Origin of the sequence: Pseudomonas sp. 22515 (genome assembly GCF_052044625.1) — a bacterium.
Lineage (GTDB): Bacteria > Pseudomonadota > Gammaproteobacteria > Pseudomonadales > Pseudomonadaceae > Aquipseudomonas > Aquipseudomonas alloputida.
In genome coordinates this window covers 127,302-141,567 of sequence record NZ_JBQENN010000007.1, presented here as the reverse complement: position 1 = coordinate 141,567, position 14,266 = coordinate 127,302, and the positions used below count along the sequence as shown (strand labels likewise).

General features: G+C 59.9%; 13 protein-coding genes. 4 read left to right on the top strand and 9 right to left on the bottom strand.

Annotation, left to right across the window (positions count from 1 at the left end; all coding sequences use genetic code 11):
* Positions 1-140: 140 nt before the first annotated feature.
* Positions 141-1,805, bottom strand: coding sequence for a reprolysin-like metallopeptidase (locus ACTJJN_RS09255; RefSeq protein WP_029611795.1), 1,665 nt, complete (start codon positions 1,803-1,805; stop codon positions 141-143).
* Positions 1,806-2,171: 366 nt separating this feature from the next.
* Here ACTJJN_RS09255 and ACTJJN_RS09250 point away from each other — a divergent pair, with 366 nt between their 5' ends.
* Positions 2,172-2,429 (top strand): hypothetical protein, encoded by a 258-nt coding sequence (locus ACTJJN_RS09250; protein ID WP_003255717.1) that lies wholly within the window; start codon positions 2,172-2,174, stop codon positions 2,427-2,429.
* A gap of 120 nt (positions 2,430-2,549) precedes the next feature.
* Here the strand turns inward: ACTJJN_RS09250 and ACTJJN_RS09245 are convergent, their stop codons facing one another.
* Both ACTJJN_RS09245 and ACTJJN_RS09240 read right to left on the bottom strand, forming a co-directional pair.
* Positions 2,550-3,656: a GlxA family transcriptional regulator gene (locus ACTJJN_RS09245; RefSeq protein ID WP_003255719.1), complete on the bottom strand. Its 1,107-nt coding sequence runs from the start codon at positions 3,654-3,656 to the stop codon at positions 2,550-2,552.
* 460 nt (positions 3,657-4,116) lie between these two features.
* Positions 4,117-5,493 carry an L-serine ammonia-lyase gene (locus tag ACTJJN_RS09240; RefSeq protein WP_003255722.1) on the bottom strand — a complete coding sequence of 459 codons (1,377 nt, stop codon included), beginning with the start codon at positions 5,491-5,493 and terminating at the stop codon, positions 4,117-4,119.
* Between the two features lie 452 nt (positions 5,494-5,945).
* On the opposite strand from ACTJJN_RS09240, the gene ACTJJN_RS09235 reads away from it, so the two are divergent.
* The 3 genes from ACTJJN_RS09235 (at position 5,946) to choV (ending at position 8,998) form a co-directional block, all read left to right on the top strand.
* Positions 5,946-6,893, top strand: coding sequence for a choline ABC transporter substrate-binding protein (locus ACTJJN_RS09235; protein WP_010951661.1), 948 nt, complete (start codon positions 5,946-5,948; stop codon positions 6,891-6,893).
* Positions 6,894-6,974: 81 nt separating this feature from the next.
* Positions 6,975-7,823 (top strand): choline ABC transporter permease subunit, encoded by an 849-nt coding sequence (gene choW, locus ACTJJN_RS09230; RefSeq protein ID WP_172830946.1) that lies wholly within the window; start codon positions 6,975-6,977, stop codon positions 7,821-7,823.
* Positions 7,820-8,998: a choline ABC transporter ATP-binding protein gene (gene choV / locus ACTJJN_RS09225; protein WP_003255727.1), complete on the top strand. Its 1,179-nt coding sequence runs from the start codon at positions 7,820-7,822 to the stop codon at positions 8,996-8,998. Before choW ends, choV begins: the two co-directional genes overlap by 4 nt.
* 138 nt (positions 8,999-9,136) lie before the next feature.
* Here the strand turns inward: choV and hisF are convergent, their stop codons facing one another.
* The 6 genes from hisF to ACTJJN_RS09195 all read right to left on the bottom strand — a co-directional run bounded on the left by hisF (position 9,137) and on the right by ACTJJN_RS09195 (position 14,109).
* Positions 9,137-9,907, bottom strand: coding sequence for an imidazole glycerol phosphate synthase subunit HisF (hisF, locus tag ACTJJN_RS09220; protein WP_003255729.1), 771 nt, complete (start codon positions 9,905-9,907; stop codon positions 9,137-9,139).
* A 10-nt stretch (positions 9,908-9,917) separates the two neighbouring features.
* The gene (gene hisA / locus ACTJJN_RS09215; RefSeq protein WP_014755066.1) at positions 9,918-10,655 is read right to left on the bottom strand and encodes a 1-(5-phosphoribosyl)-5-[(5-phosphoribosylamino)methylideneamino]imidazole-4-carboxamide isomerase; all 738 of its coding nucleotides are present in this window, start codon (positions 10,653-10,655) and stop codon (positions 9,918-9,920) included.
* Between the two features lie 27 nt (positions 10,656-10,682).
* Positions 10,683-10,943 (bottom strand): DUF2164 domain-containing protein, encoded by a 261-nt coding sequence (locus ACTJJN_RS09210; protein WP_014755065.1) that lies wholly within the window; start codon positions 10,941-10,943, stop codon positions 10,683-10,685.
* Complete coding sequence (gene hisH / locus ACTJJN_RS09205; RefSeq protein WP_003255735.1) at positions 10,944-11,582, bottom strand: imidazole glycerol phosphate synthase subunit HisH; 639 nt, start codon at positions 11,580-11,582, stop codon at positions 10,944-10,946. It abuts the gene before it with no gap.
* Complete coding sequence (gene hisB / locus ACTJJN_RS09200) at positions 11,583-12,176, bottom strand: imidazoleglycerol-phosphate dehydratase HisB (RefSeq protein ID WP_003255736.1); 594 nt, start codon at positions 12,174-12,176, stop codon at positions 11,583-11,585.
* 271 nt (positions 12,177-12,447) lie between these two features.
* The gene (locus ACTJJN_RS09195) at positions 12,448-14,109 is read right to left on the bottom strand and encodes an OFA family MFS transporter (RefSeq protein WP_221100737.1); all 1,662 of its coding nucleotides are present in this window, start codon (positions 14,107-14,109) and stop codon (positions 12,448-12,450) included.
* Positions 14,110-14,266: the final 157 nt, after the last annotated feature.

The window sequence follows — 14,266 nt, the reverse complement described above, 5'->3', positions numbered from 1 at the left end:
CTCGCGAGCGATTTTTGCGCTCAGGCAAGGCGTCGCGACGAGTCGTAGCCCAGCTACGGCGAGGAGCGACAACGCCGCATGAGCGCAAAAAGCGCCGCGAGTTATGGTCGTTATTTGTGAAACACCACACTAGGCCTCGGTTATTGTGGGATATCGAGATTTATCCAACTTTGGTACCTACCGTTATCACATGCCAGTAACTCAGGCCCCGGCCTCAAGCTGGGCTGAGAGCCTAGGCAAAGGTTGCGGTTATAACTCTGTATTTTCAAGGTGTGATCGGGCTGCGCTGATACCATCCAGAGAAGACCATCTTTGACTGTTGCGGGGCATGGCTCAGCCAAAACATAATTGTCAGCGCGCGCGACCATACAATTACCGCCCGGCGCCACAATCCTGAACGTACCCGCATCGCCCCACGGCTCTAAGGTCCACTTCTGCTGCGGGCCAGGAGAGCACGCGACGAACTGGATATTTGACCCGGCAAAATCCTGCAAGCAGGGGTGAGGGGAACCTTGCTCCAGCCGACCTTTATTTTTAAGCACGCCCGGCATGGGAGGGTAGAAACTCTCTATACTTGCCCTACGCTCGTTGATCGCGCGGGCGACATCATGATGTGCGACAGTACCCAGAGGTTGTCCTTGATAACTCAGCCGCGGATTGGAGTAAAACGGTACTCTCGGACATGTCGGGCTACAGTCATAAGACATCTGAGTTCGGAACCTGAGGTTCCCCCCATCCGGACCGTAGCGATACCCATGAATATAAGTATCCGTTTGCCCATCCCAGTTATGAACCATGCCAAAGTTGTGGCCAATCTCGTGGCCTAACGAGGTAATGCAACTAATCGCCGAAAAGCCTTGCGTCTTATTACTCGACGGCTTACCCGCGCCGCAGAGCTCATTATTGGCAACGTACATCGAAACTAGATCTGCCCTGAGCTCCACCCTTTTGGCATTGACAGCGGGATTGTTATATTGAACCTCATTGAGCAGCGTTCCAAAGTCTTTCCCCTCTTCGTCAATAGCAGAATCTATAAACCCCGCAAACTCGTAAGCAATATTCACCTTGCTGTTTTTTGCAATTTGATTTACATCCTGCAACCCTAACATCAAATCAGCACGATAGTTTGGATTTTTCGCGCGAGACTGAACGGTACTTACAAATAGCAGTCTTATTATACTGTAGGCAGACGAGACCTGCTGCGGTTCTTCTAGAGCAGGATATACCGTATTCTCAACTTCTACGCCCCGTGCATCTTCAGAGGGCAGCTTTGACTCGTCAACCTTGATCAGCACGTGCATACCTGAACCGATATAAACCAATCGGTACCGCTGGCCACCCACCAAAAAATTGCCTGCCAGCTGATTATCAAGACGGACGATTGACATATAGTATTTAGGATCGAAATCAATTTCTCCTTCCGACCCCGAGTGGCCTGCCTTCCACTGTGAAGGCTGATAGCCAACCCATCCTTCATACCCATCAGCCAAGGCATTGAAGTTTCTCCGATTAAACTTTTCAGCCTTTCGATCCGGTAGTGTTATAGCGATGTTTTCAGCGTTCCCCCCAATCAATGACGCCTCAACCTTCACTAGCGTGAATTCTTCATTAGCGGGGTCGGCCAACAACGTTTTCAGATAGCCTTTTGCTGTTTTCTGAAGCATCTGGCGGTTTTGAGTAGGCTGCAGTGTAAACAGCTGCGGAACAACACTGCCAACAGTGCTCATTGACGGGGTAGATGACGAACATGAAGCCATTATCAAAGTCGCGCCTAGGACAATGATCATGCAGATATTCTTTTTCACATTTTCCGCTCCTGTGGAATCCATCTTCCACAAAAGAGCACAGACTTCTGCAGTCCGTCACCTGACATAAATGCTAGGTGTATGTATAGGGGAGTCTGGCGGAATAAAAATAACCCCGGAAAGCCGTGAGCTACCGGGGCCAAGAGCGAGCAACATCCACTGTGCGTGAGCGAGGGTGACCAAACCCTCTGTACCGTGAATGGCTTCAGTGTGCGTGCTTGCCTGGCAGGGGATTTAGTCGTAAACGACCTGTTCTTAGCCAAAGCAGCCATGGCGACATTCTGTCCTTGCGAGGCTGTCGCACACGTCACAGAATCGGTCGTAAATCACAGCAGCACTCTCTTAGCGATAAAAGGGACAACAGCCATGATGCATGCGGATTTGATTGATCAGGACGACCTCGCCGGCCACCTGCGCGCGCGCGGTTTTGATATTCCTGCCGGGGCCAGTGCCGAACAGGCGTGTGAAGCGGTGGTTCGTGGGCTGACCGAGCCCAATGCGCGGGCGCTGAAGGGGATGGTGGAGCAAATGTACACCGGTAGTGCGACGATCCTGCCGGCAGTGCGCCAAGCCATCGACAAGCAGCTGTTGCCGGCGCTGGCGCAGTTCAACAAACGCGCGTAATTCATTTACCCAGGACCGGCCCCTTCGCGGAACAAGCCCGCCCCCACAGATCACCGCTGGCTCAAGCTCAGCGGGTGACCTGTGGGAGCGGGCTTGCCCCGCGAAAAAGTCGACTCGGTATCAGAGCCTTACACTGGCAAATGTCGACTCGTTGCGTGCCTGGCTCAGGGCCGCCATCGGCCCGCTGTGCGGCGACAGGGTCATGGCCTGCGGAATCGGCATCATGGCCACCTGCTGCGCGGTGTTGGAGCCCACGCGCTCGTCACGCGGCGGAATACCGAAGTACTCGCGATAGCACTTGGAGAAGTGCGGGGTCGACACGAAGCCGCACACCGATGCCACTTCGATGATCGACATCGGCGTCTGCTTCAGCAACTGCCGCGCACGGATCAGGCGCAACTTCAGGTAGTAGCGCGAAGGTGAGCAGTGCAGGTACTTCTGGAACAGGCGCTCCAGCTGACGCCGCGAAACCGCCACATAGACCGCCAGTTCGTCCAGGTCGATCGGTTCCTCCAGATTGGCCTCCATCAACGCGACGATTTCCTGCAACTTCGGCTGGTTGGTGCCAAGCATATGTTTGAGCGGCACACGCTGGTGGTCCTGCTCGTTGCGAATACGCTCGTAGACGAACATCTCGGAGATCGCTGCCGACAACTCGCGGCCGTGATCACGGCTGATCAGGTGCAGCATCATGTCCAGCGGCGCGGTGCCACCGGAGCTGGTGAAGCGGTTGCGGTCAAGGGTGAACAGGCGGGTGCTCATGTTCACCCGCGGGAAGGCTTCCTGCATTGCGGCCAGGCATTCCCAGTGCACGCTGCAATCGAAGCCGTCGAGCAGGCCAGCGCAGGCCAGTGCCCAACTGCCGGTGCACACGGCGCCCAGCCTGCGCGACTGACGGGCCTGGGCTTGCAGCCAGGTGACGTGTTCACGGGTGACGGAACGCTGGATGCCAACACCACCACAGACAATCACGGTGTCGATAGGCGGAGCATTGCTGATGGCAGCATCCGGTGTGATTTGCAGACCATCGCTGGCCCACACCTGGCCGCCATCGATGGTCAGCGTGTGCCAGCGATACAGCTCACGACCAGACAGCTGGTTGGCCATGCGCAGCGGCTCGACCGCCGATGCCAGGGAAATCAGGGTGAAATTGTCCAATAGAAGAAACCCGATGGACTGGGGTGCTGTGCGGTTCTGGGTTGGATTCCCGGAGGTGTACGACGTCATCGCGATTTCTCCTCACACAAATGCAGGGTGTGCCTCAGGCGGGCACTTACTTCTTGTTATGACCCCTCGGTCATTTTCCGGGGGTAGGCTTGCCAATCTCAACGCAAACGCCGTGCCTAAACTTGAACGGCCATCCAAAAAAACCTGAAAACGACGCCTTTATGGGGCAATTCAAGTGCTTGCATCGTGTTGGCCAGTCGTCCAGAACAGGCGAGCTAGCGCGTTGCCTGTAACGGTTGAGCAGTTTAGTGACACGCGCCGCGTGGGTTTCCCAGAAGCGACACCCTTAAGTGTCACCGACAACGCCCACACTGATCGCGACATCCGACGATCGGTAGGCGGGGCGCCCATCACCGCACCATAAAGAGGCATAGGCGGTTGTGTTGCACCTGCATCAGCCTCAAGGGCCTCTTCGCGGGCAANTTGCCCGCGAAGAGGCCCAGAAGGTCAGTTCAGGAAATCAGCACTCGATAGCGCTGACCGCCAGGCCGCCGCGCGAGGTCTCTTTGTACTTGTCGTGCATATCGGCCCCGGTATCGCGCATGGTGCGGATTACCTGGTCGAGGGAAATGAAGTGCTCACCATCGCCGCGCAACGCCATCTGCACCGCGTTGATGGCCTTCACCGCAGCAATCGCGTTGCGCTCGATGCAGGGCACTTGCACCAACCCGCCAACGGGGTCGCAGGTCAGGCCGAGGTTGTGTTCCAGGGCAATTTCAGCGGCGTTCTCAACCTGGGGCGGGGTGGCGCCGAGCACTTCGGCAAGCCCCGCTGCGGCCATCGCGCAGGCCGAGCCGACTTCCCCCTGGCAGCCCACTTCGGCGCCAGAGATTGAGGCGTTCTTCTTGCACAGGATGCCCACAGCGGCGGCAGCCAGGAAGTAATCGACAACGCTGGACTCATCCACCGCATCGCTGAATCGCATGTAGTAATGCAGCACCGCCGGGATGATGCCTGCCGCGCCGTTGGTAGGCGCAGTCACCATGCGCCCGCCGGCGGCGTTTTCTTCATTGACCGCCAAGGCGAACAGGTTGACCCATTCCATGGCACTCATGGTCGAGCCGATCACGTTGGGCTTGCCGATTTCCTGCAGGCTGCGGTGCAGCTTGGCGGCACGGCGGCGCACGTTCAGCCCGCCGGGTAGCGTGCCCTCGTACTTGAGGCCGTTGTTGACGCATTCCTGCATGGCTTCCCAGAGCTTGTGCAGGCCAGCGCGGATGTCTTCCTCGCTGCGCCAGACCTTCTCGTTGGCCATCATCAATTGCGACACGCTGAGGTCGTTTTGCTTGCACAGGCGCAGCAGTTCGGCGGCGCTGTTGAAGTCGTACGGCAACACTGTCTGGTCAGCATCCAGCACACCGCTGGCGGCTTGGGCTGCATCGACCACAAAGCCGCCGCCCACCGAGTAATAGGTGTCGCGGTGCAACTCACCCTGCTCGCCTTCGGCAATCAGGGTCATGGCGTTGGGGTGATACGGCAAGTTCTCGTCCAGCAGCAGCATGTCGCGGGCCCAGACGAACTCGACAGGCAAGCGGCTATCCAGCTGCAGGGTGTTGGTTTCGCGCAGGTCAGCGATACGCGGCACGATCTGGGTCGGGTCAATGGCGTCCGGCCACTCGCCCATCAGGCCCATGATGGTGGCGTTGTCGGTGCCATGACCAATACCGGTGGCCGACAGCGAGCCATACAGGCGCACTTCGATCCGTTTTACACGCTCCAGCTCACCGCGTTCGCGCAGGCCCTGAACGAACAGGGCGCCAGCACGCATGGGGCCGACGGTGTGGGAGCTGGAGGGCCCGACACCGATCTTGAACAGGTCGAACACGCTGATGGCCATTGTCGAATCACCTCTTGCTGGGCTTGTCTCTGCGCGCCATGCGCAGGGCGGGGTAGCTGCTAGGCTCAAACAGCGGGCCGCCTTGAATGCCAGCATCATCGGGCTTTTACCGCCCACCTCGCCGTCTGCAACCGACGTACTTTTGTCCAGCAGCGCCGCGCTGTTCTCAACCAGAAACTGCGCCCACCGCGCCGTTTTCCAGCGGCCTGGTGACGCAAAAATGCGCGCGAGGGGGTGGAAAAATCCATAAGCGACATCGCCCATACTGGATACGACCCGTTCCGTACTGGATACGACCCAACCAGTAGGCGATTGCCCGGAGCTGGAGGATTATCGAAAGCGACTCGTAAAGCACGGCCACGCATCCTGCCCTCTGCAGGCCTGGTCGACCGGACCCTCAGAAAGCCCGGCGACCCACGCGAACCCGAAGACAATATCTCAGGAGTCCATCCATGAAAGGTTCACCCTCGCTGTTACTGGTTGCGTTGCTGTCCGCGCCATTGCTGGCCCAAGCAGCCGAACCCGAGCAATGTCAGACTGTACGCTTCTCCGATGTCGGCTGGACCGACATCACAGTCACGACCGCGACCACCAGCGTTGTGCTCGAAGCACTGGGTTACAAGACCCACACCACCATGATCTCGGTACCGGTGACCTACAAGTCGCTGGCCACCGGTAAGGACCTGGACGTGTTTCTCGGCAACTGGATGCCGACCATGGAGAACGACATCAAGCAGTACCGCGACGCCGGCACGGTAGAAACCGTGCGCGCCAACCTGGAGAACGCCAAGTACACCCTGGCAGTCCCCCAGGCGCTGTACGACAAGGGCCTGAAGGATTTCAGCGACATACCCAAGTTCAAGAAGGAACTGGACGGCAAGATCTACGGCATCGAACCGGGTAACGACGGTAACCGCACCATCCAGAGCATGATCGACAAGAACGCCTTTGGCTTGAAGGACGCCGGTTTCAAGATCGTGCAGTCCAGCGAGGCGGGCATGCTGTCGCAAGTTGACCGCGCGCAGAAACGCGGCGAGGCATTGGTGTTCCTGGGCTGGGAGCCACACCCGATGAACACCCGCTTCAAGATGCAGTACCTGACCGGCGGGGACGACTTCTTCGGCCCCGACTTCGGCAAGGCGACCGTGCTGACAAACACCCGCAAAGGATACACGCAGGAATGCAGCAACGTTGGCCAACTGCTTAAGAACCTGTCGTTCGAGCTCAAGGATGAAAGCACCATGATGGGCTATGTCCTGGACGACAAGATGAAACCCGAGGCCGCCGCCAAGAAATGGATCAAGGACAACCCAGGCAAGCTGGATGCCTGGCTGGCCGGCGTTACCACCGTTGATGGCAAGCCTGGCCTGGAGGCGGTCAAGGCCAAGCTTACGCAATAACGAACTACGCAGTAGCGCTACCTCGGGGCAGGACCGTGCCTGCCCCGGGTTGATTTCAATCTATGCAGGTGGAAGCTCGCTATCATGCTTATCGATCAGAAAATACCTCTGGGCCAGTACATCGCGTCGTTCGTCGAATGGCTGACCCAGAACGGCGCGAATTACTTCGACGCCATCGCGCAAGGCCTGGAGTTCATGATCCATGGCGTCACCAGCGCCCTGACTTTCTTCAACCCGTTCGTGCTTATCGCCCTGTTCGCCGCCCTGGCGCACTTCATCCAGCGCAAGTGGGCCCTGACCGCATTTGTCGCCCTGTCGTTCCTGCTGATCCTCAACCTGGGATACTGGCAGGAAACCATGGAAACCCTGGCGCAGGTCACCTTCGCCACGGTGGTATGTGTGGTGATCGGCGTGCCACTGGGCATCCTCGCCGCGCACAAGCCGATGTTCTATACCGCCATGCGCCCGGTGCTCGACCTGATGCAGACGGTGCCCACCTTCGTCTACCTGATCCCAACCCTGACCCTGTTCGGCCTGGGCGTGGTGCCGGGGCTGATTTCCACCGTGGTGTTCGCCATCGCCGCGCCCATTCGCCTGACCTACCTGGGCATCTGCGACGTGCCGCAAGAGTTGATGGACGCCGGCAAGGCCTTTGGCTGCTCGCGTCGTCAACTGCTTACCCGTATCGAACTGCCGCACGCGATGCCAAGCATCGCCGCCGGTGTCACTCAATGCATCATGCTGTCGCTGTCGATGGTGGTCATTGCCGCCCTGGTTGGCGCTGACGGCCTGGGCAAACCTGTGGTCAACGCACTGAACACTGCCGATATCTCCCTGGGCTTCGAAGCGGGCCTGGCGATCGTGCTGCTGGCAATCATGCTCGACCGTATCTGCAAGCAACCGGAACTGCCGGTAAGGGGTGAGGCATGAGCATCATTCGTTTCGAAGACGTCGACGTCATCTTCTCCAACAAGCCGCGCGAGGCACTGGCGCTGCTGGACCAAGGCCAGACCCGCGAGCAGATCCTCAAGCAGACCGGCCTGGTGGTGGGTGTCGAAAAGGCCAACCTCGATATCAACAAAGGCGAGATCTGCGTGCTGATGGGCTTGTCTGGCTCGGGCAAGTCGAGCCTGCTGCGCTGCATCAACGGCCTCAACACCGTCAGCCGTGGCAAGTTGTTCGTCGAGCACGAAGGCAAGCACATCGACATTGCCAATTGCTCCGCGGCCGAGCTGAAGATGATGCGCACCAAGCGCATTGCCATGGTGTTCCAGAAGTTTGCCCTGATGCCTTGGCTGACGGTGCGCGAGAACATCAGCTTTGGCCTGGAAATGCAGGGTCGCCCGGAAAAGGAACGGCGCAAGCTGGTCGACGAGAAGCTTGAGCTGGTGGGCCTGACCCAGTGGCGCAACAAGAAGCCGGATGAGCTGTCTGGCGGCATGCAGCAGCGCGTGGGCCTGGCCCGGGCGCTGGCGATGGATGCCGACATCTTGCTGATGGACGAACCGTTCTCGGCCCTGGATCCACTGATCCGCCAGGGCCTGCAAGATGAGCTGCTTGGCCTGCAGGCCAAGTTGAGCAAAACCATCGTGTTCGTCAGCCACGACCTGGACGAGGCGCTGAAACTGGGTACCCGCATTGCGATCATGAAAGACGGTCGGATCATCCAGTACAGCAAGCCGGAGGAGATCGTGCTGAACCCTGCCGACGAATACGTGCGCACTTTCGTCGCCCATACCAACCCGCTGAACGTGCTGTGCGGGCGCAGCCTGATGCGCAGCCTGGACAATTGCAAACGGGTCAATGGCTCGGTGTGCCTGGACCCAGGTATCGATTCGTGGCTGGACCTTGGCGAAGGCGGCGCGCTCAAGCGTGCACGCCAGGGCCAGAACGGGCTGGACATGCAGAGATGGGCACCGGGGCAAGATGTGGAGCTGCTGGAGCGCAGGCCGACCGTGGTGCACGCCGACATCGGCATGCGTGAGGCACTGCAGATTCGTTATCAAACCGGCAACAAGCTGGTGCTGCAGGATAACGACAGGGTGGTGGGGATACTCGGGGATACCGAGCTTTACCACGCTCTGCTCGGCAAGAACCACGGGTGAGGCCTTTGGGGCCGCTTCGCGGCCCTTTCGCGACGCAAGGCCGCTCCCACACGTACTGCATCAGCCTCAGGCTCAGCGCTGTACGGGTGGGAACGACCTTGTGTCGCGAACGGAGGGCAAAGCCCTCCCGGCCATCTGTCAGCGAACGACGATCCCGCGCGAAGCCATGTAAGCCTTGGCTTCAGGCACTGTGTACTCGCCAAAGTGGAAGATGCTGGCCGCCAGCACCGCGCTGGCATGCCCCTCCAGAATGCCGTCAGCCAAGTGCTGCAGGTTACCAACACCCCCCGAGGCAATCACCGGAATCCCCAGCGCATCACTGATAGCGCGGGTAACGCCCAGGTCGAAGCCGTTCTTCATGCCGTCCTGGTCCATGCTGGTCAGCAGGATCTCGCCAGCGCCCAGGCCTTCCATCTTCTTCGCCCACTCGACCGCATCCAGCCCAGTCGGTTTGCGCCCGCCGTGAGTGAAAATCTCCCAGCGCGGCGCTTCACCTGGCCCGGACACTTTCTTGGCATCGATGGCGACAACGATGCACTGCGAACCGAAACGGTCCGCCGCCTCGCCAACAAACTCTGGGTTGAACACCGCGGCGGTGTTGATCGAGACCTTGTCGGCACCGGCGTTGAGCAGGTTGCGGATGTCCTGCACGGTCCGCACGCCACCCCCTACCGTCAGCGGGATGAACACCTGGCTGGCCATGCGCTCGACGGTATGCAAAGTGGTGTCGCGGCCATCGACGCTGGCGGTGATGTCGAGAAAGGTGATTTCGTCAGCACCTTGCTCGTCGTAGCGACGGGCGATTTCCACCGGGTCGCCGGCATCACGGATGTTCTCGAACTTGACGCCCTTGACCACCCGGCCGTTGTCCACGTCCAGGCAAGGGATAATGCGCTTGGCCAGTGCCATGGTTCAGTCCTCAGCCTTGGTAGTTGTCACAGAAGGCCTGGGCCTCAGCGACATCCAGGGTGCCTTCGTAGATGGCACGGCCGGTGATGGCGCCGATGATGCCCGGGGCCTTGGCGTCCAGCAGGGCCTTGATGTCACCCAGGTTGTGAATGCCACCCGAGGCGATCACCGGGATACGGGTGGCTTCAGCCAGTGCCTTGGTGAAGGGCACGTTGCAGCCCTGCATCATGCCGTCCTTTGCGATGTCGGTGTAGACGATCGCCGAGACGCCATCGGCCTCGAAACGCCTGGCCAGGTCGATGACCTGCACCGAGCTCACTTCGGCCCAACCGTCGGTGGCGACGAAACCGTCCTTGGCGTCCAGGCCGACGATGACCTTGCCCGGGAAGGCTTTGCACGCTTGAGCAACGAACTCGGGCTGCTTGACGGCCTTGGTGCCGATGATCACGTAGCTGACGCCAGCCTTGACGTAGTGTTCGATGGTTTCCAGCGAACGGATACCGCCGCCGATCTGGATCGGCAGGTTCGGATAGCGCTTGGCGATGGCGGTAACCACTTCACCATTGACCGGCTGGCCTTCGAAGGCGCCGTTGAGGTCGACCAGGTGCAGGCGGCGGCAGCCACCCTCGACCCACTTGGCGGCCATGCTCACCGGGTCGTCGGAAAATACCGTAGAGTCTTCCATGCGGCCCTGGCGCAGGCGCACGCAAGCACCGTCCTTCAGATCGATAGCGGGGATAATCAGCATCTTGGGAACCTGTCTATTTGTTGGGTTTCAGGGCTTCTCGAGTGCCCACAGGTCGCTTTCGATGCCCTCGAACCGCTCCTTGAGGTGCAGCTGAACATCGGCAATCGCCCTGTTGTAGTAATGGGGTGCAATCTCTTTGCTGAACAGCTCGAGGACCTCGGCCACCTCGAACGACCCCAACTGCAGCTCGAAGCGGTCTTCGAGAAAACGCTTCAAGGTGTCGAGCGCTTCGCGCTCCTGCTCGGGGGCCAGGGTGATGGTCGGGGCCTTGGTCTTCGACCTGCTCATTTACCAGCGCCCGTCCCAGGCGATGAAGTTCTGCAGCAGCTGCAGGCCATGGGTATGGCTCTTCTCCGGGTGGAACTGCACGGCAAAACGCGAACCGTCGGCCAGCGCTGCGGCGAAATCGACGCCATAGTGACCGCGTCCCACCACCTGGCCCGGCTTGCCGGCATTGATGTAGTAGCTGTGCACGAAGTAGAAACGTGCGCGGTCAGGGATGTCGTGCCACAGCGGGTGGTCGATGGTCTGGCTGACTTCGTTCCAGCCCATGTGCGGCACCTTCAGGTGCTCGCCCTCTTCTTGCAGGTCTTTGCCGAAAAAGCGCACCTGGCCAGGGAACAGGCCAATGCAGTCGACGCCGTTGTTTTCCTCACTGTGCTCGAGCAGCGCCTGCATACCGACGCAGATGCCGAGGAACGGGCGGTCCTGGCTGACTTCGCGGACCAGGCTGTCGAAGCCCAGGCGGCGGATTTCGGCCATGCAGTCGCGAATCGCGCCCACGCCCGGGAACACCACACGGTCGGCCTCGCGGATCACTGAGGCATCGCTGGTCACCAGCACTTTACCGGCACCTACGTGCTCAAGCGCCTTGGCCACCGAGTGCAGGTTACCCATGCCATAGTCGATTACGGCTACCGTTTGCATTTACAGGCACCCTTTGGTGGAAGGCATCTGCCCGGCCATACGCTCGTCGAGGGTGATGGCCATGCGCAGGGCACGGCCGAAAGCCTTGAATACGGTTTCGATCTGGTGGTGGGTGTTGTGGCCACGCAGGTTGTCGATGTGCAGGGTTACCAGGGCGTGGTTGACGAAGCCCTGGAAAAACTCCTGGAACAGGTCGACATCGAAGCCGCCAACGCTTGCACGGGTATACGGCACGTGCATCTGCAGGCCTGGGCGGCCAGAGAAGTCGATGACCACGCGAGACAGCGCTTCGTCCAGCGGCACGTAGGCGTGGCCGTAGCGGAAGATACCTTTCTTGTCACCGATAGCTTGGGCGAATGCCATGCCCAGGGTGATGCCGACGTCTTCGACGGTATGGTGATCGTCGATATGCGTGTCACCCTTGCACTCGATATCCAGATCGATCAGCCCATGGCGGGCGATCTGGTCCAGCATGTGTTCAAGGAAAGGCACACCGATATCGAATCGGGCCTTGCCACTGCCATCGAGGTTGATCGAGCACTTGACCTGGGTTTCCAGGGTATTGCGCTCGACGGAAGCCTTACGTTCGACCATCACCAGCTCCGCAAAATCATTGGGCGAAAAGGGTTTCATTATAGGCCCAGAACGCGCCAGCTTGAAACGCGGATGACATATGGCAAAGCCAGGTTTTACGCTGGCTGGATGCTGCTACAGGTCTATACAACTGCGTAATGGGGGCTGCTTTGCAGCCCATCGCGACACAAGGCCGCTCCCACAGGGACCGCGCAACCCTGAAGCGTACGCGGTCCCTGTGGGAGCGGCCTTGCGTCGCGAAAGGGGCGCAAAGCGCACCCATGCAGTTACATCAATGGAACAGGACAGCAGTCTTCTGCAGTGTCACCCAAACACCCCAGGCCAACGGCACAACCACCACCGCCCAGGCCAGCAGCACCAGTGGCAGGCTGCCTGGCGCCGCCTTCCACTCCAGCGACCGCGCCCCATCGACGCCCTTGTCATGGCTCAACGCACGCTCGGCCGCCAGTTCGGCATCACTCATGAAATGTTTGTCGGCCACCGGGCGGACCAGCATGTTGCAGATAAAGCCCAGCACCAGCAGACCCGCGAGAATGTACAAGGTCATGTCATAAGCCGCCGCCCGCTCCACGCCCGCTGCCAGTTGATACTCGCGCAGGTAGGTGATCAGCACCGGCCCCAGCACCCCCGCTGCCGCCCAGGCGGTCAGCAGGCGGCCATGGATGGCACCCACCATCTGCGTGCCGAACAGGTCGGCCAGGTAGGCCGGCACCGTTGCAAAACCACCGCCATACATCGACAGGATGATGCAGAACGCTGCCACGAAAAGCGCCACGTTGCCCAGGTGCCCCATGTTCGGCACCAGGCTGTACAAGCCCACACCCAAGGCGAAGAAGGCAAAGTAGGTGTTCTTGCGGCCGATGTAGTCGGAGAACGATGCCCAGAAGAACCGGCCGCCAATGTTGAACAGGCTCAGCAGGCCGGTAAAGCCGGCGGCGATCGCGGCAATCTGCGCCAACTGCGCAGTGCTCAGCTGGCTGAAGGTCAGTTCGTTGCCCAGTAATTTACCGGCGAACACTTCCTGCAGCAGCGGTGACGCCATGCCCAAAATGCCGATGCCCGCCGACACGTTCAGGCACAGCACCAGCCAGATCAGCGCGAACTGCGGGGTCTTCCAGGCCACACTGACGTGCACGTGGCGGTCGGTGACCATGGCGTTACCGGCATTCTTCAACGGCGCAGCCCAGCCTTCAGGCTTCCAGCCAGTCGGTGGTACGCGATACGCCAGGGCGCCAGCGGTCATGAACACAAAGTAGATCGCCGCCATGGCGACAAAGCTCTGCCATACGCCAACTTCGTGCTCATTGCCAAAATGCCCCATAAGCGCGGTGGCCAGCGGCGCCCCGACCATGGCCCCGCCGCCGAAGCCCATGATCGCCATACCGGTGGCCATACCGCGTTTGTCCGGGAACCACTTGATCAAGGTCGACACGGGTGAGATGTAGCCCAGGCCCAGGCCGATACCGCCAATCACGCCGGAGCCAAGCCACATCAGCCACAATTGATGGGTTTTCACACCTATCGCCGAAAGCAGCATGCCACCGCACCAGCACAAGGCCGACACCAGGCCAGCCTTGCGCGGGCCGGCGTGCTCCAGCCAGCCGCCCAGCACCGCCGCCGAGCAACCGAGGAAGACGAAGAACAGGGTGTAGATCCAGCTCAGCATCGAGATTGGCCAGTCGCATTCGGCGCTGAACATCCGGGCCATGAAGCCCATGTCTGCCGCACAGGCGACGGGGGCGGTGATCCCCAGGGCTTGCGACAAAGGCAGCCAGAATACCGAGAAGCCGTAGGCCATACCGATGCACAGGTGAATGGCCAGGGCAGCTGGCGGGACGAGCCAGCGGTTGAAGCCCGGGCGGGCGATTATGCGTTCCTTCGACAGGAAGCCTGGCTCACTGGCCAAGGTTCCCGTCGCGACGGTACTGGTCATGAATCTGATCCTTGTTATAGGGAGGGTGCTCGCAAAGCGGCGCAAGGGTAGCAGCATCAAGCAGCATGAAAGCAATCTGCCATCGTCCATTTTTGCCCGACTGAATCGGTCATGTCCCGGCAAAAGCGCAATATTAAGCTGTCGAAAGCCGTACCCT

What these genes read in the sequence shown, in the direction of transcription:
- hisH (WP_003255735.1), bottom strand. Translation starts at nt 11,582, where the DNA reads ATGCAAACGGTAGCCGTAATCGACTATGGCATGGGTAACCTGCACTCG.
- ACTJJN_RS09240 (WP_003255722.1), bottom strand. Translation starts at nt 5,493, where the DNA reads ATGGCCATCAGCGTGTTCGACCTGTTCAAGATCGGTGTCGGGCCCTCC.
- ACTJJN_RS09195 (WP_221100737.1), bottom strand. Translation starts at nt 14,109, where the DNA reads ATGACCAGTACCGTCGCGACGGGAACCTTGGCCAGTGAGCCAGGCTTC.
- hisA (WP_014755066.1), bottom strand. Translation starts at nt 10,655, where the DNA reads ATGCTGATTATCCCCGCTATCGATCTGAAGGACGGTGCTTGCGTGCGC.
- ACTJJN_RS09250 (WP_003255717.1), top strand. Translation starts at nt 2,172, where the DNA reads ATGATGCATGCGGATTTGATTGATCAGGACGACCTCGCCGGCCACCTG.
- ACTJJN_RS09210 (WP_014755065.1), bottom strand. Translation starts at nt 10,943, where the DNA reads ATGAGCAGGTCGAAGACCAAGGCCCCGACCATCACCCTGGCCCCCGAG.
- hisF (WP_003255729.1), bottom strand. Translation starts at nt 9,907, where the DNA reads ATGGCACTGGCCAAGCGCATTATCCCTTGCCTGGACGTGGACAACGGC.
- hisB (WP_003255736.1), bottom strand. Translation starts at nt 12,176, where the DNA reads ATGGTCGAACGTAAGGCTTCCGTCGAGCGCAATACCCTGGAAACCCAG.
- ACTJJN_RS09235 (WP_010951661.1), top strand. Translation starts at nt 5,946, where the DNA reads ATGAAAGGTTCACCCTCGCTGTTACTGGTTGCGTTGCTGTCCGCGCCA.
- ACTJJN_RS09245 (WP_003255719.1), bottom strand. Translation starts at nt 3,656, where the DNA reads ATGACGTCGTACACCTCCGGGAATCCAACCCAGAACCGCACAGCACCC.
- choV (WP_003255727.1), top strand. Translation starts at nt 7,820, where the DNA reads ATGAGCATCATTCGTTTCGAAGACGTCGACGTCATCTTCTCCAACAAG.